The organism is Lactobacillus sp. UMNPBX16, from assembly GCF_002553775.1.
Taxonomy (GTDB): Bacteria; Bacillota; Bacilli; order Lactobacillales; family Lactobacillaceae; genus Lactobacillus; species Lactobacillus crispatus.
Genome location: NZ_PCYU01000030.1, coordinates 17,589 through 36,783, shown reverse-complemented (window position 1 = coordinate 36,783; position 19,195 = coordinate 17,589). Strand labels below are relative to the sequence as shown.

The 19,195-nt window shown below is 37.0% G+C and carries 16 protein-coding genes; 15 read left to right on the top strand and 1 reads right to left on the bottom strand.

What is annotated here, in order from left to right; genetic code table 11:
- Positions 1 to 17: 17 nt before the first annotated feature.
- The 8 genes from CP367_RS07710 to CP367_RS07675 all read left to right on the top strand — a co-directional run bounded on the left by CP367_RS07710 (position 18) and on the right by CP367_RS07675 (position 12,065).
- On the top strand, positions 18 to 1,787 hold the full coding sequence (locus tag CP367_RS07710; RefSeq protein WP_089145967.1) for an oligopeptide ABC transporter substrate-binding protein: 1,770 nt from the start codon (positions 18 to 20) through the stop codon (positions 1,785 to 1,787).
- A 106-nt stretch (positions 1,788 to 1,893) separates the two neighbouring features.
- Entirely contained in the window at positions 1,894 to 2,583 is a 690-nt protein-coding gene (gene rnc / locus CP367_RS07705; protein ID WP_005728467.1) for a ribonuclease III, read from the top strand.
- A 13-nt stretch (positions 2,584 to 2,596) separates the two neighbouring features.
- The gene (gene smc, locus CP367_RS07700; RefSeq protein WP_089145966.1) at positions 2,597 to 6,166 is read left to right on the top strand and encodes a chromosome segregation protein SMC; all 3,570 of its coding nucleotides are present in this window, start codon (positions 2,597 to 2,599) and stop codon (positions 6,164 to 6,166) included.
- Positions 6,167 to 7,465 (top strand): signal recognition particle-docking protein FtsY, encoded by a 1,299-nt coding sequence (ftsY, locus tag CP367_RS07695; protein ID WP_089145965.1) that lies wholly within the window; start codon positions 6,167 to 6,169, stop codon positions 7,463 to 7,465.
- 44 nt (positions 7,466 to 7,509) lie between these two features.
- A complete protein-coding gene (locus CP367_RS07690) occupies positions 7,510 to 8,931 on the top strand; it encodes a C69 family dipeptidase (RefSeq protein ID WP_089145964.1) in 1,422 nt (473 codons plus the stop codon).
- 283 nt (positions 8,932 to 9,214) lie between these two features.
- Positions 9,215 to 9,346 carry a hypothetical protein gene (locus CP367_RS11130; protein ID WP_255404448.1) on the top strand — a complete coding sequence of 44 codons (132 nt, stop codon included), beginning with the start codon at positions 9,215 to 9,217 and terminating at the stop codon, positions 9,344 to 9,346.
- A gap of 131 nt (positions 9,347 to 9,477) precedes the next feature.
- Positions 9,478 to 10,224, top strand: a complete 747-nt coding sequence (locus tag CP367_RS07680) for an ABC transporter ATP-binding protein (RefSeq protein WP_013086514.1) — start codon at positions 9,478 to 9,480, stop codon at positions 10,222 to 10,224.
- Positions 10,225 to 10,238: 14 nt separating this feature from the next.
- On the top strand, positions 10,239 to 12,065 hold the full coding sequence (locus CP367_RS07675; protein WP_089145963.1) for an FtsX-like permease family protein: 1,827 nt from the start codon (positions 10,239 to 10,241) through the stop codon (positions 12,063 to 12,065).
- A 56-nt stretch (positions 12,066 to 12,121) separates the two neighbouring features.
- On the opposite strand, the gene CP367_RS07670 is transcribed toward CP367_RS07675, so the two are convergent.
- Positions 12,122 to 13,552: an APC family permease gene (locus CP367_RS07670; protein WP_089145962.1), complete on the bottom strand. Its 1,431-nt coding sequence runs from the start codon at positions 13,550 to 13,552 to the stop codon at positions 12,122 to 12,124.
- A 172-nt stretch (positions 13,553 to 13,724) separates the two neighbouring features.
- Between CP367_RS07670 and ylxM the strand changes: the two genes are divergently transcribed.
- The 7 genes from ylxM to CP367_RS07635 all read left to right on the top strand — a co-directional run bounded on the left by ylxM (position 13,725) and on the right by CP367_RS07635 (position 18,848).
- Positions 13,725 to 14,066 carry a YlxM family DNA-binding protein gene (gene ylxM / locus CP367_RS07665; protein WP_023488733.1) on the top strand — a complete coding sequence of 114 codons (342 nt, stop codon included), beginning with the start codon at positions 13,725 to 13,727 and terminating at the stop codon, positions 14,064 to 14,066.
- Between the two features lie 3 nt (positions 14,067 to 14,069).
- The gene (gene ffh / locus CP367_RS07660; protein ID WP_023488732.1) at positions 14,070 to 15,500 is read left to right on the top strand and encodes a signal recognition particle protein; all 1,431 of its coding nucleotides are present in this window, start codon (positions 14,070 to 14,072) and stop codon (positions 15,498 to 15,500) included.
- 87 nt (positions 15,501 to 15,587) lie between these two features.
- The gene (gene rpsP, locus CP367_RS07655) at positions 15,588 to 15,860 is read left to right on the top strand and encodes a 30S ribosomal protein S16 (protein WP_003547870.1); all 273 of its coding nucleotides are present in this window, start codon (positions 15,588 to 15,590) and stop codon (positions 15,858 to 15,860) included.
- A gap of 66 nt (positions 15,861 to 15,926) precedes the next feature.
- Positions 15,927 to 16,442: a ribosome maturation factor RimM gene (rimM, locus tag CP367_RS07650; protein WP_023488731.1), complete on the top strand. Its 516-nt coding sequence runs from the start codon at positions 15,927 to 15,929 to the stop codon at positions 16,440 to 16,442.
- Positions 16,432 to 17,151 carry a tRNA (guanosine(37)-N1)-methyltransferase TrmD gene (gene trmD / locus CP367_RS07645; protein WP_005719317.1) on the top strand — a complete coding sequence of 240 codons (720 nt, stop codon included), beginning with the start codon at positions 16,432 to 16,434 and terminating at the stop codon, positions 17,149 to 17,151. The genes rimM and trmD overlap by 11 nt, the downstream gene beginning before the upstream one ends.
- Positions 17,152 to 17,264: 113 nt before the next feature.
- Positions 17,265 to 17,612: a 50S ribosomal protein L19 gene (gene rplS, locus CP367_RS07640; protein WP_005722007.1), complete on the top strand. Its 348-nt coding sequence runs from the start codon at positions 17,265 to 17,267 to the stop codon at positions 17,610 to 17,612.
- Positions 17,613 to 17,723: 111 nt separating this feature from the next.
- Positions 17,724 to 18,848, top strand: coding sequence for an SLAP domain-containing protein (locus CP367_RS07635; RefSeq protein ID WP_089145961.1), 1,125 nt, complete (start codon positions 17,724 to 17,726; stop codon positions 18,846 to 18,848).
- The last annotated feature ends 347 nt before the right edge of the window (positions 18,849 to 19,195 follow it).

Sequence of the window (19,195 nt, the reverse complement as noted above, 5' to 3'; positions counted from 1 at the left end):
ATGGAGGAATTTTACTAATGAAAAAGGCAAAACTTTTTGCTGGTATTACACTGTTATCAGGTGTAGCTCTTACCTTAGCTGCCTGTGGTAAGTCAGAATCTCATTCTGATGAATCAAAGACTGCTTCTAAGTTTAAGGAAGCTGTTCCTACTAAGGCTACTAAGAATGGCGGTACTGTTAAGGTTGCTGTTGAAGCTGATACCCCATTTACTGGTATCTTCAACGACGAACTTTCAACTTCAGCTACTGATACTGAAGTTATGCAATATGGTGCAGAATCACTTTTTGGTACTGATGATCACTATGTTTTCAATGATAAAGGTGCTGCAACAATTAAGGTTGACCAAAAAGCTAAGACCGTAACTGTTGAAATTAAGAAGGGTGTTAAGTGGTCAGATGGCAAGCAAGTAACTGCTAAGGACTATGAATACGCTTATGAAATTATTGCTAACAAAGACACTAAGTCACAACGTTACACTTCAAGTTTAGCTGATTTGGAAGGCTTGCAAGAATATCATGAAGGTAAGTCAAAGACTATCTCAGGCTTTGAAATGCCAGATGGCGAAAATGGTCGTAAAGCTGTTCTTCACTTTAAGACGATGAAGCCTGGTATGAACACTTCAGGTAATGGTTACATTTGGGAAGCTGCTGCTCCTTACCACTACTTGAAAGATGTTAAATTCAAGGACTTAATGTCAAGTGATAAGATTCGTAAGAAGCCATTGTTCTTTGGTGCTTACAAATTGCAAAAGGTTGTTCGTGGTCAATCAGTAACTTGGGTTCCTAACGAATACTACTACAAGGGTAAGCCAAAGCTTTCAAAGATTACTGCTACAGTAATTAACCCTAACTCAGTTGCTCAAAGTATTAAGTCAAGAAAATTTGACGTTACTCAAGTAATCAACTCACAATGGAAGAACATCAAGGATACTAAGGGCGTTAACTTTATCGCTAAAATTCCACTACAATACTCATACTTAGGCTTTAAGGTTGGTAAGTGGGATGCCAAGAAGGGCGAAAACGTAATGGACAAGAATTCTAAGATGAATAACAAGGCCTTACGTCAAGCTATTGGTTATGGTATGAACGTTAACCAAGTTTACAAGCGTTACTCATTTGGTTTATCATTCAGAGTTCCAACTTTGATTCCAAAACAATTTGGTGATTACTTTGACAAGGATATTAAGGGTTACACTTACAATATTAAGAAGGGTAATGAAATCTTGGACAAGGCTGGCTACAAGAAGAAGGGTACTTACCGTGTACAACCTAACGGCAAGCCTTTAACTATTCACCTTGCAGCCATGACCGGTAGCTCAACTGCCGAGCCAATCGTTCAAAACTATATCCAACAATGGAAGAAGATGGGCTTGAACGTTAAGTTAACTAGTGGTCGTTTAATCGAATTCAATTCATTCTACGACAAGGTTCAAAACGATGATCCATCAGTAGATATGTTTATTGGTGCATGGTCATTATCAAGTGAACCATCACCTAATGACTTGTATAGCGAAAAGGCTCCAATGAACTACTCACGTTTCGTAACTCCTGAAAACACCAAGTTACTTGACGAAATGGATTCACAGAAGGCCTTCAACCACAAGTACAGAGTTGAAAAATTCCATGAATGGCAAAAGTACATGTTTGATGAAGCTTACGTAATTCCTATAGCTAATAGTTACTCAATTACTGCCGTTAACAAGAAGCTTACTGGTTACTCACTTAAGCCATCGGATTCAATGGGTAATGGTTTCCCTAACTGGTACAATGTTGCTTACGCTAAGTAAAGCAATTATTTAAAATTACAAAAGACTGTTTCTAAATTTTAGAAGCGGTCTTTTTTCTGTGACCCGAAAACTGGTATAATTTATAGGTATAAAAAGGGGCATTTTTATGGTAAGTACAAAGTTTTTAAAAAAATTAAAAGACGATTATAATATCGAATTTAACAATGAAAAGCTATTAGAAGAAGCATTTACGCATTCTTCATATTCAAATGAACATCCCAATGATGGAATTCGCGATTATGAAAAACTCGAATTTCTTGGTGATGCTGTGCTAGAATTAGCCGTTTCGAATTATGTTTATCTTCATTATCCTAAGTTGAATGAAGGTGAATTAACTCGTTTGAGATCTAATATTGTCCGAACTGAAGGATTTTCAGAATTCGCCATTGAATGTGGTTTTCAAGATGAGATTCACTTGGGCAATGGTGAAGAAAAAGCTGGAGCACGACACCGCAAAACTTTACTGGAAGACGTGTTTGAAGCTTTCAATGGGGCACTTTTCCTTGATCAAGGGATGCCAGCAGTTGAACATTTTTTGCATTTAACAGTTTATCCATTGATTGATAAGGGTGAATTCGATGATTCACGCGACTATAAGACAGACTTGCAGGAAGTATTGCAGCAAGATGGTCCTGTGAATATCGAATACACCGTTATTAGTGAATCTCAATTACCTTCACACTTTGTTGTTGAACTAAAAATTAACGGAAAAGTTGAATCAAAAGGTGAGGGTCACAATAAGAAAGCAGCTGAACAACAAGCTGCTAAGGTCGCTTTACAAAAATTAGAAAAATAAGGGGGATGAAAAAGTGCCATTAACAGAATTAGTGCTCGATGGTTTTAAATCATTCGCTGATAAGACAACTATTCATTTTGATGATGGAATTACGGGAATCGTTGGTCCTAATGGTTCGGGGAAAAGTAACATTACTGAAGCCGTACGTTGGGTAATGGGTGAATCCAGTGCTAAGTCACTACGTGGAACGAATATGAAGGATGTCATCTTTGCCGGTAGTCAATTTCGTAAGCCGCTCAATAAGGCGGAAGTTACTTTAGTTTTTGATAATAAAAAGCGTGAGTTGGCTTTTGATTCAGATCAGGTCTCAATTACTAGAAGAATTCTGCGATCAGGTGACAGTGACTTTTTAATTAATAATCAGCAAGTGCGGATGCGAGATGTGCGGACACTCTTTCTTGATTCTGGAATTTCACCTAATAGCCTAGCAATTATTTCTCAGGGTCGAGTTGATCAAATCTTGAATTCTCGTCCTGAACAAAGAAGAGTAATCTTTGAAGAAGCTGCTGGTGTTTTGCATTTTAAACAACAAAAAGAAGCTGCCAGGGCGCAAATGGAGAAAACCAAGGATAATTTAATTAGAATCAATGACTTGGTTAAAGAACTTGAAGGTCGATTGGAGCCGCTGCATGAGCAAAGTTCGCTGGCTAAAGAATATCAATTTCAAAAGAAGGGACTAGATCAGAAATTAAAAAGTCTATTAGCTTTTGAAATTGAGGATTTAAACCGGCAAAAAGAAGAAGTCCAAAAAGCAGCAGATAGGAACCAAATCCTGTTAACAAAACTGGATAATGAAGTAAAAGGTTCACAAAGTGCTGTTTCTGAAAAACGGGCAGAATATCAAAAAATTCAAAATGAGCGAGAGCAAACGCAGAGTGAATTATTAAAGCTAAGTGACCAATTATCACAGATCAATACTAACTTGCAGGTCGCACAGCAATCACAACAGTTTAATAATTCAACTAGGGTAGAAACTCAACGTCAAGTTGAAGAATTGAAAAATAGCTTGGTTAAGCTAAAGGATGAATTGTCTGAACTGCAGCGGAATAAAAAGCAACTTAAGCAGGAGCAAGATGCTTTACAAGAGCAGCATGATCAATTGACTGGTGAATTGCACGATGATCCAGAAGAATTGAGTAAGCGACTAGAAGATTGTCGTAACGACTATATTCAACTTTTACAAGATCAGGCTACAACTAATAATCAGATTGTTAATCTGAATACTGAATTAAAACGTAGTCAGGCAGACACTACATATCAAAATAGTGATGTAAGCAAGCAGCTAACCGATGCTCGGACTGAACTGGAAAAGCTGAGAACTGAAGGCAAGCAGCTGACAGTTAAGCGGCAAAAGGAAAAAGAAAAATTTGCGCAAGTTAATGATCAAAATAATGATTTAACTAAACAGATTAATCAGATTCGGCAAGCCGTTAACGCAGAGCGCAGTCAATTAGAGAAAGTTGAAGCACGACATGAAGCTTTAGTAAATATTCAAAAGCGGCATGAGGGTTATTACTACGGTGTACGTAATGTTTTGAATCATCTGTCTGATTTCCCTGGTGTGATCGGGGCTGTGGGTGAATTGATTACATTTCCAGTTGAGCTAGAAGCTGCAATGACGACAGCTTTTGGCGGTGGCGTACAGGATTTGATTACTGAAAGCAGAGTTAGTGCTAGGGATGCAATTAATCAATTAAAGCGTAGTCGTAGTGGACGAGCTACTTTTTTACCATTAGATGGCTTGCGTCAATACACTATTCCACAGTCAACTATCACTACTTTGCAATCTTTTAGTGGCTTTAAGGGCGTAGCAAGTGATTTAGTTGAAAGTAAAGCCGATCAAGATATTACTGCTGCGATTAATTATTTGCTGGGTAGTGTGATTATCGTTGATACGATTGATAGTGCAATGTCAATTTCACGTCGAGTTAACCGCTATCGGATTGTTACCTTAGATGGCGATGTGATTTCCCCGGGTGGTTCGATGACTGGTGGTCAAAGAAACCAACGTAATAATTCACCACTGCAGACGGCAACTGAAATTAATCAGTTAGAGAAGCAATTACAGACTTTACGACAAAATTTGGCTGAAGATCAAGAACGGTTAGATGAGCTAGTTACTCAAGGTGAAAAAGTTGCGGCTAAATTGCAACAACTGCGTGATACTTTGCAGGAGACTAATCAAGCGATTAATGAAGCTGCTATTTCTTTCCAAAATCAAGAAAAGGAAGTAAAGCGGCTAACTGATGCTAATAGTTTATATAAATCTCGAGTAAAAGAACAACAAGATCGGATTGCTGCTTTAAAGAAAGAAATCACTCAGGCTAATGATCAGCAGGAACAATTGGCTAAGCAAAATGAAGTACAAAAGGGCAAAATGAATGACTTGCAAGAAAAGATTAAGAACTTCAATAGCTTAAGTCAACGTGTACAAGAGGAATTATCAAAGCTTGATCCTCAAATTGCAGTTTATACTAATAAGTTGGAAAACTTAGCTAGTCAGGAAAAAGAAAAAAATAGTCAGATCACTAATAATCAGAAGCAAACTGATAGCTTAGAGCAGAAATTAACTGAATTAAGTCAAAATGGTGAATTATCAGTTAAGAAGAATTCTGATTTACAAACACAAAAAGCTGAAATTAAGCAAAAGAATGAAACTCTGCAAAAGAAGCTGAATGAACTTAGTGCGCAATTAGGACAAGTTGATGCGCAGATTAATCAACTTGACCAAGTTGCCAGTCGTAATTATGATTTACGCAAAGATGCAGCAATTGAACAAGAAGATTACTCAGTAAAGATTGCGAAGTTTAATTCCGCAATTGATCAGCGCTTGTCAACTTTGAGTGAAGAGTATGCCTTAACGTTTGAAGCTGCTTTAGAGCAAGCAGAAGGCGAAAATACTGAAGAAAAGCGCAATGAACTGGCTAAAAGCGTGAAGTTGCATCGCATGTCAATTGAAGATATTGGCCAAGTAAATCTTGATTCTATTCAAGAATATGAAGATGTGAAAAAGCGCTATGACTTTTTGAATGGTCAGCAAAATGACCTGTTAAAAGCTCGTGATGACCTTGAAAAGTCAATGAACGAGTTAGATGAAGAAGTTAAGACGCGCTTCAAGAGTACCTTTAATCAAGTAGCATCTAGCTTTAAGAGTATTTTTCCAGTTGTCTTTGGTGGCGGTAAAGCTAGATTGGAACTCACTGAGCCTAATAATTTGCTAGAAACTGGAATTGAGATTATCGCACAGCCGCCTGGTAAAAAGCAGCAACGTTTAAGTCTGCTTTCTGGTGGTGAACGCGCGTTAACCGCAATTACTTTGTTGTTTGCCATGTTGCAGGTTAATCCGGTACCATTTTGTGTACTTGATGAAGTAGAAGCTGCCCTGGATGATGCAAACGTTACTCGTTTTGCGCAATTTTTGCTTAAATACGATATGAAAACCCAATTCATCGTGATCACGCATAGACGAGGGACGATGCGGCAGGCTGACCAATTATATGGTGTGGTTATGCAAGAATCTGGCGTTTCGCAAGTATTGTCGGTATCATTAAAAGAAATGAAGAATAAAAATGAGGTGAAATAGTTGGGTTTATTTGATCGAATAAAAAAATCACTCTTTGGTAAAAAAGACGAAGAGGATGAAAACAAAAAAGAAGAAAAACAGACTGAGCAAGAAAATGAAGCTAAGCCTGAATCAGAAGATAATGATCAAGAATCTGAAAAAGTAGTTGATGAAGCTAAATCGAAAACTGAAACTACTGATAAAGAAGAACAAACAGTAGAAGCACAAAAAGACTCTGAGGTAGAAGCTGAATCTGGTGATGAAGAAAAAGCAGTAGATTTAGATTCTAAACAACAGCCTGAAGAAGTTAAAGTAGAAGAGACTACTGAGACTGAAACAGAAGAACAAGTTGAAGAAACTGAAGTTTCTGATGAGGAGCCAACAGAATCACAAGAACAGCTTTATGAAAAGGGGCTAGAAAAGACTAACAAGGGATTTGGTGCAAGACTTAACGCCTTTTTTGCCAAGTTTAGAACAGTTGATGAAGATTTCTTCGATGATCTAGAAGACTTATTAATTGAATCTGACGTTGGCTATGAAACTGCTGAACAATTAACTGATGAATTGCGTGAAGAGGCTAAATTGCAAAATGCTAAGTCACGTGATGACTTGAAGCGAGTAATCGTTGAAAAGTTGGTTGACCTTTATGATAAAGGCGGCAATAGCGAAGATGAGCAATTGACGTATAATGCTGAAGCTAAACCTAATGTTTACCTATTTGTTGGGGTTAATGGTGCAGGTAAAACTACTACAATCGGTAAGTTAGCCAAACGTTTTAAGGATGAAGGAAAGTCAGTAATTTTAGCTGCTGCCGATACCTTTAGAGCGGGTGCCGTTGAACAGTTAGTTGAATGGGGAAAACGTGTTGACGTACCCGTAGTTACTGGTAAAGAAAAGGCTGATCCTGCTTCTGTTGTTTATGATGCAACTGAACGGGCAATCAATGAAAAAGCTGACTATCTTTTAGTCGATACTGCGGGACGCTTACAGAATAAGAAGAATTTAATGGCCGAACTGGAAAAGATTCATAGAACAATCAAGAAGCTTTTACCAGACCAGCCAACAGAAACCTTGCTTGTGTTAGATGGTTCAACTGGACAAAATGCGCTTTTGCAAGCCAAAGACTTCGACAAGACCACCAAATTAACTGGGCTTGTTTTAACTAAGTTGGACGGCTCATCTAAGGGTGGGGTAGTTCTAGCTATCCGTAATGAAATGAATTTGCCGGTTAAATTGGTTGGCTTAGGCGAAAGAGCTGAAGACTTAGCTGATTTTGATGCTGCAAATTATGCGATCGGTCTTTTCCACGGCTTGGTCTAGTGATAAAGTTAGAGATGTAAATATAGTTTTATAAGGAGAATTTTATGAAAGAATATAGTGCTTGTACTACTATCTTAGTTGGTAAAAATGCCTCGATTGATGGCACCACTATGATTGCTCGTAATGATGACACTTTTCGTCCAATTACCCCACAAAAGTTCATTATTGAGCCAGCCCGTCATGGTGAAAAGAAACATATTAAGTCATGGTTAAACAAGTTTGAAATGGACTTGCCAGAAGATGCGCAACGTGTACCAGCTGTTCCTAATGTTGACTACAAGCATCGTGGCTACTACGATGAAAGTGGAATTAACCAAGAAAACGTTGCAATGTCATGTACTGAATCAACTTATGGTAATGAGAGAACTTTAGCATTTGATCCACTTGTTAAAGATGGATTAGATGAAGACTGCATGCAGACTTCTGTTTTGCCATACATTCATTCAGCTCGTGATGGTGTGCAATATTTAGGTAAGTTAATTGCTAAGTACGGTTCACCAGCTGGTAACTCAGTTTTATTCAGTGATAAAGATGAAATTTGGTACATGGAAATTGTTACAGGTCACCACTGGGTAGCTGAGCGCATTCCAGATGATTGTTACGCTGCAACTGGTAATCGAGTTGCGATTGAACAAGTTGACTTTGATAATCCTGATTACTTCATGTGGAGTGAAGGTATTCAAGAATTTGTTGAAGAACACCATTTGAACCCAGATCATGAAGGCTGGAACTTCCGTCATATTTTTGGTACCTATACTGAACAAGATCGTCACTACAACACCAACCGTCAATGGTATATTCAAAAATTGTTCAATCCCGAAATTGAACAAAACCCACAAGATGGCGATATTCCATTTATTCGTAAGGCAGCTAAGAAGATCACTAAGGAAGATATTCAATTTGCTTTAGGTTCACACTACCAAGATACCCCGTATGATCCATTTGGTAAGGGTACGGATGAAGAAAAACATTGCTACCGTCCAATCGGTTTAAACCGTACGCAAAATGCTCATATTTTGCAAATTAGAAGTGATGTTCCAGCAGATCGTGCGGCTATTATGTGGTTATGTATCGGTGGTCCAACTTTCACTCCATTTGTACCATTCTTTGCTAATATGAATGATACTGATCCTTCATATAACAATACCTCAATGGATTACAATATGAATGATGCATGGTGGTATTACAAGTCATTTGCAGCTATCGTTGAAAGTCATTACCCACAATTTGTTCAGCTTGATACTACTTATTTAACTGAACTTAACCGCTACTTCAGAGGTCGAGTTGAAGAAATTATTGCTGGTGCAGAAGGTAAATCAGGTGATGAGTTAACTGAATATTTGACTAAGGAAAATCAAAAGACTGTTGCCCATACTCGTAAGGAAACTGAAAAGCTTTGGGGTCAAATGATGATTGAATCGATCAACATGTCCAAACTTACTTTCAATATGGATGAAAATCTTTAATAAATTCAAAACAGCTCGAAAAAGGGCTGTTTTTTATAATATGTGAAATGAAAGGAATATAGACAATGGCAGAAGGTACTATTGGCTCATTTTTTTACTAAGATTAACAATGAAGTTGAAAAACAAATGAATGACGATTTAAAAAAATTTGGTATTAATGCTAATGAACTGTTATTGAATTAAATCATCATCAGCATGGCAAAACTTTTGAAAAGTTGGCTAAAGAATTGCATGTAACTAATGACAAGGTCAAATTTTTGACAAAAAATTGGCTGCCAAAGATTTGTGCAAGAAAGTTGAAAAGCACCGTGCAGAAACTGACCAAACTATTACAGGGATGCTCAGTAAAGATGAAACTCTTGGCTTGGTTAATGTACTGAAAAAGATGCTTAAGTCGAGTGAAGACAATAAGTAATGTAAAATAGTAGAACTCCAGAAGTTAATTACTTTTGGAGTTTTTTTATGCAAAAATTATTGACAAATCTTTAATATAATATTACTGTATTAAGTAAATAGAACAGTAATATTATTAGTGAAAGGATAAAAATGTCAGAAATTTTAAGAGTGGATCAAGTAACTAAGACTTATGGTAAAAAAGGTGAGAAGCAATACCAAGCTTTAAAAGGAATTAGCTTTGCCATTGAACAAGGTGAATTCGTTGGCATTATGGGTGCTTCTGGTTCAGGAAAGACAACTTTATTGAATATCTTGTCGACGTTAGATAAGCCAACTAGTGGACATGTTTTAGTCAATAAGCAAGACATTACTGCACTTAAGAACAATCAAATGGCAGATTTTCGCGGAAAAGAAATTGGCTTTATTTTTCAAGATTTCAACTTGCTAGATAATTTGACTAATCGCGAGAATATAGCCTTGCCATTATCGCTTCAAGGAGTGAAGGCAAAGGAGATTGACGGAAAAGCAATGGCGATTGCCAAAAGATTGGGAATAGAATCTATCTTGGACAAATACCCAGCTGAAATTTCTGGTGGTCAAAAACAGCGTGTTGCTTCAGCTCGAGCATTGGTCCATAATCCGGCAATTTTATATGGTGATGAACCTACAGGAGCTTTAGATTCACAATCAGCTACGGAATTATTGAAAACAATGGCAGACTTGAATAAGAATGATCAAGTTTCGATTCTGATGGTAACGCACGATCCTTATTCAGCTTCTTACGCTCAAAGAATTTTGTTCATCAAAGATGGAAAAATCGGCAAAGAAATTAAAAAAGAAAATAAGACCAGAGAAGAATTTTATCAAGATATTATTGCTGAATTAGGTAGACGTTAGAGGGAGGTATAGACGTGCTTTGGAAATTATCACTAACAGGGCTAAAAAGTCGCTTTAAAGATTATGCTGTTTTGTTTTCGGGGCTAACTCTAGCTGCTGCAATCTTTTATATGTTTATGACCATTGCAATTAATCCAGCTTTTCTTAAGGGTTCAATGGCCATTGCCTTTTCAATTACCCAGATGGTCTTTATTTTTGGGATAGCGCTATTAGCTATTATTACCCTAGTCTATATTGTTTACGCAAATAGTTTTTTGCTTAGTATGCGTAAAAAAGATTATGGTACTTATATGATCCTAGGAGCGAGAAATAGTAAAATTGGCCGTTTAATTTTTACAGAGACGGTTGTTATTGGTTTACTCGCTACTGCATTAGGAATTTTAATTGGTATCGGCTTGACTCAAGTTGCTTCTCAGTTATTAATCTCTCAATTGGGTTTGCAGCTGCATAAATTCTTAGGCTTTTATTTACCGGCTATTTTATGGACAGTTGTTTTCTTTGTAGTTTTATTCTTCTTGGCTGCAATTTGGAATCGGCACAAATTGGTAAGTACTAGTGTAATCAAGCTTTTGCATGAGGATCAAAAACCAGTTAAGTTACGTAATAACCGAATCTGGAAAGCAACTGAAGTAATTCTAGGCCTTGCCCTTCTAGCCATTGGCTACTGGGCAATGTGGGATTACCATCAGTTGCAAATTAAATCGGTTGAAATTGGTTTTGTCACTATTTTGGCTGGTTCATATTTTGTATTTGATTCTGTATTTACTACAGTTATCAATGCTTTACGGAAAAATAAAAAGTTTAAATACAGTAAACTGCATTCTTTTACCTTAGGTCAGCTAAAATTTAGGTTAGGTGATTACAATAGAGTTTTAACTGTTATTTCCTTGCTTTTTGCTCTAGCATTAGGTGCGATCACTGTTGGATTAAACTTTAATAATATGACAGAGACTGCTCTTCAGGCAACATATTATGATGCTGTGTTGTATAAAAGGGATGCTAAAGTTAATCAACAACTTAAAAAAGTTGCCGTTAGAAAACAAACGACTTTGAATTATAAGGTCAATGGGAAAAAGAAGTTTCCTGTTCTATATGTTACTGACCAAGAAATTGCTAAGAAAAAAATCAAATTCCAATCTGGTCGAAAGAACGGCGACCAAATGAATTGGAAGACAAAGACGATTACAGTTGCAGGTGTAAAGAATAAAAAACAAGAGATGAATTTCCAACTTGCTAGTTTAACACCTTATTCTGATTATGAGGTTAAAGTTGTAACTCCAGCTGAATATGTGAAGATTCCTGGAAAAAACAAACAAGTAACCTTGCTATTAATCAATAACTTTAGAAGTAATTTTAATAATATTGAAAAATTGCAAAAGATGTCACTTGACCAGACAGTTACTAAGGATGCACAAGGAGTTTATGTTTCTCTGAATAATTCTAAATCTGCTCAATATCGCTTAGTAGCAAGCGTTGCGTCAGGTTTTGAATTTATGGGCTTCTTCTTAGGCTTAGCTTTCTTAGCTATGTTAGCTTCAACCTTAATGTTTAAAGTGCTATCAGGAGCAAACAGTGATCGTCCTCGATATGAAATGTTGTGGAAGGTCGGATCAAGACGTAAGTTATTAAAGAGCTCGATTAAAGCGGAGATTGGTACCTTGTTCGCTTTACCGGCTGTCTTGGGTGTGATTGATGTATTATTTGGACTACAATTTTTCAAAGGGATTTTAGCTAATCCATACGATAAAATTTGGATTCCATTTACGATCTTTTTAGTATTGTATTTGCTTTATTACTTAAGTACAGTAAAACTCTATGAAGGAATTGTATTGAAAAAATAATGGTACGAAAAAAGATCTGCAAAATGCAGATCTTTTTAACTGTATTTAGATTAATTTTATTTATTTTGCTTATTTAAAATTGAATGACGAACACCATAGCTAAAGTAAATGATTAAGCCTAAAATAAACCAAATACCAGCATAAAGTTTAGCTTGGTAGTCAAGCCCTAAGAAGACAATTAAAGCAGCCATGAAACCTAAAGCAGGTAAAACTGGATAAAATGGCATCTTGAATGAAGGATCATCAATGTCTTTTCCTTCACGTGGACGCAACTTATAAATACCTAAAGAAACAAACATAAAAGCAATTAAAGTACCAGCTGAAACCAATTGTGACAACATGGAGAAGGGGAAAAACGCTCCAAGTAAAATTGCTACGATTGTTAATGTCCATAAAGCATTATTAGGTCGACGATCTGCATTCAACTTGCCCAGCCATTTAGGAAGCATCCCGTCACGGCCAAATGAATAGATCAATCTTGAACCGGCCATACTCATCCCAATCAAAGCAGTGAACATCCCTAAAACAGCAATGGTTTGAACAATGATGGCAACAATTGGATGACCAGCAAACCGTAAGGCTAAACCCACTGGTTCAGCGGAATTAGCATACTTCTGATAAGGCATAATTCCAATTAAAACTAAACTAACTCCGACAAATAAAGTAACAGCAATAGCAAGTGAGCCTAAAATGCCGCGAGGCATAGTTTTTTGTGGATTAATTGCCTCAGCTGAGTTAGCGGCGATTGAATCAAAGCCAATGTAAGATAAGAAAATCATTGAAACACCAGCATAGATTCCTTGCCAGCCACCGAATGGACCGTTAGCAGTCATCTTGTATTTCGGTATAAATGGGGTGAAGTTAATTTTTTTAATTGCAAAAACGCCAACGGCAATAAAGAGTAGAATGGCTACCACCTTTAATACAACTAAGGCATTTTCAACGCGAGCTGCCCTTGAAACACCATGACCAATTAATAAGGCAACTAACAAGATTGAAACTAAAGAAATGATATCAATAATACCACCGTTATTGCCAAAGGCGTTAGATAATGACGCGGGTAGTTTCCAACCTAATGGTGCGATTAGAGCTCTAAAGTTAGCAGAAAGCCCCGAACCGACGAAAGCCAAAGCAATGAAATATTCTGCTAGAAGGGCCCATCCTGCTACCCAACCCCAGAATTCTCCTAAAACTACGTTGATCCATGAATAAGCTGATCCTGCAAATGGCATTGCAGCAGCCATTTCTGCATAGGCAAAAGCCACTAAACCAGCAGCGATTGCTGCTAAAATAAAGGAAATCGCTACTGCAGGGCCGGTATGCTTAGCTGCAACTTCACCAGGTAGAGTGAAAATTGAAGCGGAGACGATTGTTCCAACACCTAGAGCTAAGAAGTCCTTTACTTTTAATGAGCGAACCAGGTGTCCATCTTTATTTTCATAGACGCGTGGATCTTCTTTACTGTTCATTCTCTGCCAAAGATTCACAACGCAACTCCTCCTTATGTTAAAATATATCCATCTAATTATAATTAAAAATACGTTAAAAAATCAATTACTACATATTTGAAATTCCACTTTTTTTAGAAATTGTTATCTAAGATAGGTTAATCTAGCACTAGCTTATGACCTTTGTTATACTAAAGACTGGTGAAAATCAATGGATGAACTAACTAAAAACGAGGAGCTAGGCGATTTATATGCCTACTATGGCTCTTTATTAACCCAGGGGCAACAATCTTATTTTGAAGACTATTACTACAATGATTTGTCTCTAGGCGAAATAGCTGCTAATCATCAAGTATCTCGTCAGGCTATCTATGATAATCTCAAGCGCTCAAGTAAAATTCTTCAGAACTATGAAGAGAAATTGCATATGAAGCGCGACAACAATCAGGTTGAAGATGTCTTGGCAGATACGCTTTTATCTTTAGATAATGGTGATAGTGAAGCTGCTAAAAAAGAAATAACCAATTTATTAAATCAATTGAGGGGAGAATAGCCCATGGCTTTTGAAAATTTAAGTGAAAGAATTCAAAAAGCATTAAAAAATTTAACTGGCAAAGGTAAGGTCTCAGAAGAAGATATTAATAAGGCTAGTCGTGAAATTCGACTTGCTTTGTTAGAAGCCGACGTTAACTTTAAGGTCGTTAAGGACTTTATTAAAACCATTAAGAAAGAAGCCCTTGGCAAGGAAGTTCAGGAAAGTTTAAACCCAGGTCAACAAGTAATTAAGATCGTTAATGAACAGTTAACGAAGATGATGGGTGAAGAAGCGGTTCCTTTAAACAAGTCTAAGCATATTCCAACTATCATTATGATGGTCGGTTTGCAGGGTACTGGTAAGACTACGACTGTGGGTAAATTAGCCTATCATTTGCAAAAGACCGAAAAGGCCCGTCCGCTGTTGATAGCTGGCGATATTTATCGTCCGGCTGCTGTTGATCAATTGAAACAAATTGGTGATCAGTTAAAAGTTCCAGTATATAGTGAAGACGGAGAAAAAGACGTAGCTAAAATTGTTCAAGATGGACTTGCAGAGGCTGAAAAGAACAAGAATGACTATGTTTTGATCGATACAGCTGGTCGTTTAGAAATCGATGAACCTTTAATGGAAGAATTAGAGCGGGTAAAGAAAGTAGCCCATCCTGATAACATTCTTTTAGTCGTTGATGCCATGACTGGTCAGGCGGCAACAGATGTAGCCAAAGGCTTTGACGAACGCCTTGATGTTACGGGAGTGATTTTGACTAAGTTAGATGGTGATACTCGTGGTGGTGCAGCTCTTTCAATTCGTGCGGTAACTGGTAAGCCGATCTTATTTACTGGTCAAGGTGAAAAATTAAGCGATTTAGATGTTTTCCATCCAGATAGAATGGCATCCAGAATTTTAGGTATGGGTGACATGCTTTCCTTAATTGAAAAAGCCCAACAAGATTATGATGCTAAGGAAGCTGAAAAAGTCGCTGAAAAGATGCGGGAAAATACTTTTGACTTCAATGATTTTGTTGATCAATTGCAACAAGTTCAAAAAATGGGGCCTCTTGATCAAATCATGAAGATGATTCCGGGACTAGCTAATAATCCGCAATTAAAGAATCTAAATGTTGATCAAAAGCAAATTGATCATACTGAAGCAATTGTTTATTCAATGACTCCTGAGGAACGAGAAAATCCTGATATGCTTAATCCAAGCCGTCGCCGAAGAATAGCTGCTGGTTCAGGTCGTCCTGTAGTTGAAGTCAATAGGATGATTAAGCAGTTTAAGCAAATGCGCGACATGATGAGTAAAATGTCTAAAGGAAATATGAAGGGCTTGAGCAATTTGCCTGGAATGGATTCGCCAATGGCTAAGATGGCAATGCGCCGAATGAATAAGAATTTCAAGAAAAATAAGAAGAAGCGTTTACGCAAGGTAAAAAGATTCCATTCTTAAAAAATAAACTGTTAAGGAAAAATACTTTACACCTGTTAAGTTTGGTGGTATATTATTAATCGTTAAGTTTTAGGAGGAAATTAATTTATGTCAGTTAAAATTCGTATGCACCGTGCTGGTGCCAAGAGAAAGCCATTTTACAGAATCGTTGTTGCAGACTCACGTATGCCACGTGATGGTCGCTTCATCGAACAAGTTGGTTACTACAACCCAGTTTCACAACCAAAGGAATTGAAGCTTGACGAAGACAAGATCTTTGAATGGTTACAAAAAGGTGCACAACCTTCAGACACTGTTAGATCACTTCTTTCAGGTGCTGGCTTGATGGCTAAGTTGCACGATGCAAAATACAACAAGTAATTTTGCTATTAATTAAGAGCTTGATGCCGTGTGCTTCAAGCTTTTTTTATACCTAAAGGAGAAAAAATGGAATATTACGATGTTGCTCGGATTTTAACTACGCACGGTTTGAATGGTGAAGTTAAAGTTAGTGTAATTACTGATTTCCCTGAAGATCGTTTTGCTATAGGGATGCATTTGGCAATCAAAGATGAAACTTCTCAAGTTTTAACTGTGGCCAAGAGTAGACCTTTTAAGCAATTTTGGTTAGTTCAATTTGCAGAGATTACTGATATTGATCAAGCTGAAAAATTAAAAGGAAAAATACTAGTTGTTAGTGAAGCCGACCGCGGTGAACTACCTGAAGGCGTGTATTACTATAAGGACATCTTTGACTGTGATGTCATTGATGAAGAATCCGGTAAGCGCTTGGGTAAAATCACTGATATTGAATCACCTGGTGCTAATGATATTTGGCTAGTCCATGAAGATAATGGTAAAGAGTATTGGATTCCTAATATTGCATCGGTGGTTAAAAAAGTAGATGTAGCTAATAAAAAAGTCTATGTTGAGTTATTGGAGGGCTTACGCGATGAAGATTAATGTATTGACACTTTTTCCTGATATGTTTGCTCCTTTGCAAGTTTCAATGTTGGGACGTGGGCTTGAAGATAAAAAATGGGAGCTTAATTTAGTTAATTTTCGTAATTTCACTACCGATGTACATCATCATGTTGATGATACTCCCTATGGTGGTGGCGCTGGGATGGTTTTGCAAATTATGCCGATTAAAAAAGCACTTGACTCGTTACCATCTACAGGTAAGGTAATTATTACTGCACCACAAGGTAAAACTTTTAATGAAAAAATGGCGCAAAGCTGGGCCCAAGAAGATGAATTAACCTTTATTTGCGGACATTACGAGGGCTTTGATCAGCGGGTTTATGACTTGGCTGACGAAACTGTTTCAATCGGTGATTATGTTTTAACTGGTGGTGAATTGCCAACAATGAGTATGATTGATGCTACAGTAAGACTTTTACCTGGTATTTTGGGCAATGCAGCTAGTCCAGTTGAAGAAAGCTTTTCACATGGGTTGTTAGAATATCCGCAATATACGCGTCCAGCAGATTTTGAAGGGCAAAAGGTGCCAGAGATATTGACTAGTGGCAATCATCAAAAAATTGCACAATGGCGGCATAAAGAGGCTCTTAGAACAACATATTTGCATCGACCTGATTTGCTCAAAGAACGAGTTTTAACAACTGAAGAAAAGAAAATGTTGGCAGATATTAAAGCAGAGCTTGATTAAGCAAGCTCTACTTGATATACTATTCATCGTGGCGTGACCACAATGAATAAGTTTAGGGGTGTTCCGCTGGCGTTGGTACGTTGATGAATGCCGAAGAAGGAGAAAAGTATATTATGGATCCATTAATTCAAGAATTAACTAAAGAACAACTTCGTGACGATATTCCTGCATTCCGTGCAGGTGACACTGTTACTGTTCATGTACGTGTTGTTGAAGGTACTCACGAACGTATTCAGTTGTTCGAAGGCGTTGTAATCAAGAAGAAGGGTACTGGCATCGGTGCTACTTACACAGTTCGTAAGATTGCTTCAGGTGTTGGTGTTGAAAGAACCTTCCCAGTTAACGACCCACGTGTTGCTAAGGTTGAAGTTAAGCGTCATGGTCGTGTACGTCGTGCTAAGCTTTACTACTTACGTGAACGTCACGGCAAGTCAGCAAGAATTGCTGAAGCACGTCGTTAATCATAACGTCAATCATAAAAAGGTCAGTTCCAGTGGAACTGGCTTTTTTTCTACCCAAAAGTTGTATATAAAATGCTATGATGGAGTTATGAAATGAATGAGGTGAAATAAATGAAGTTCAATTGCAAATTTGCACTTGTGGCAGCAACCGTATTGACAGTAGCACCTATATTATCTTTTCCCAATATCACGACTACGGTACAAGCAACGACGAAGAAAGCCCAAGCAGCTAAGAATACAATCCAGGTAAATAAAGCACCAATAATTTATGATCGTGCAGGTAATTATAATTCGAAATATCATCAAAATATCAAAGCTGGTACTCGTTTAAAATATAGTGGCAAGACTTATATTATTCAGCAGCGCTTTGCAGCTGGGATTCCTGTGCCAACTAGTCGAATTATTGGTGGTAAGCTTTACTATTCGATTGGTAAAGGAGGCTATGTTAAAGAAAGCGATGTGTTAACCTGGCTTGGTAACACAAATACGGTCAAGTTACATTTTCGGCACAAGAAAAATTATATTTATGATAAAAATGGTAAAAAATTAGTTAGCTATAATGGTGGCAAGAATTATTTTACTAGTAAACAAAAACCAAAAATTGAGGTACCATACTATAATTCGCCTAAGCAATTATTTAATATTGGTAAGGGCGGTTATATTGATGCCAGCCAAGTAACTACTTTGAATGGCAAGGGAACCGTGTTTTTAAATAATAATGCACCTATTTATGATGCAACAGGCAAGCAAGTCAAGAATAAAAATCTAAAACAAGGAACGGTTTTAAACTATTATGGTAAACCTAAGAAAGCGGCTGCTAATACTCAATTTTATTATTATCAAAATAAAACTAAGATGACTTTACCTGCAATTCAACAAGGTGATCATACTTATTTTCAGATTAGTAAAACACAATATATCAATGCGGCAGACGTTGCTTTGGTAGATGGTAAGACGTTGTGGGATAAAGGACCTGTGAGTGTGTCTTTAATAAATGATGCATATGCGTATACTGCCAAATTTAAGCAAAATAAAAAGGTGCTTTATCGTGCTGGCGCTAAATTAACGGTTGATAGAACCAAAATAGAAGGTAAAAAATCACCTCAACTTTATTTACATGTTAAAGGTACCAAAAACTATCTTTATTGGGGTAATGAAAAAGACTATGGCGCATCACCATTAGATTATCGTCACGGTTCAACTAATTTAATATTGCAGACATTGTTGCATAATTAGTCTGTGTGTAATACTTTTAAACTGATATCATAAAGGACTATTATCTTAATAGAAGGTGATAGCCTTTTATTTTAAAAAGATCACAATGATAAAATGGCTGTATAGTAGTAATGATAAAAAAAAGATTGTGAAGAAATTCAACTGTGAAACGGCTGTGAAACTAAGATAAAAATCACAAAGCTGGCAGATATCTATTACTAATCTTGATATAAAGGCATTTGTTATTGTGAAGCTATTTTTGTAAAAAATAATATTAAATGTGGAATTAGCGTTAGAACCAATAGTTATCCACATTTGTAAATGTCCCCAGTAAAGTCGAGTAAAACAAAAATTTAAAAGAAGATGGA

Bases quoted from the DNA above. Each gene is read 5' to 3' on its own strand.
- rpsP (WP_003547870.1), top strand. From the start codon at position 15,588: ATGTCAGTTAAAATTCGTATGCACCGTGCTGGTGCCAAGAGAAAGCCA.
- ylxM (WP_023488733.1), top strand. From the start codon at position 13,725: ATGGATGAACTAACTAAAAACGAGGAGCTAGGCGATTTATATGCCTAC.
- CP367_RS07710 (WP_089145967.1), top strand. From the start codon at position 18: ATGAAAAAGGCAAAACTTTTTGCTGGTATTACACTGTTATCAGGTGTA.
- CP367_RS07690 (WP_089145964.1), top strand. From the start codon at position 7,510: ATGAAAGAATATAGTGCTTGTACTACTATCTTAGTTGGTAAAAATGCC.
- ffh (WP_023488732.1), top strand. From the start codon at position 14,070: ATGGCTTTTGAAAATTTAAGTGAAAGAATTCAAAAAGCATTAAAAAAT.
- CP367_RS07635 (WP_089145961.1), top strand. From the start codon at position 17,724: ATGAAGTTCAATTGCAAATTTGCACTTGTGGCAGCAACCGTATTGACA.
- rplS (WP_005722007.1), top strand. From the start codon at position 17,265: ATGGATCCATTAATTCAAGAATTAACTAAAGAACAACTTCGTGACGAT.
- CP367_RS07680 (WP_013086514.1), top strand. From the start codon at position 9,478: ATGTCAGAAATTTTAAGAGTGGATCAAGTAACTAAGACTTATGGTAAA.
- rimM (WP_023488731.1), top strand. From the start codon at position 15,927: ATGGAATATTACGATGTTGCTCGGATTTTAACTACGCACGGTTTGAAT.
- trmD (WP_005719317.1), top strand. From the start codon at position 16,432: ATGAAGATTAATGTATTGACACTTTTTCCTGATATGTTTGCTCCTTTG.
- rnc (WP_005728467.1), top strand. From the start codon at position 1,894: ATGGTAAGTACAAAGTTTTTAAAAAAATTAAAAGACGATTATAATATC.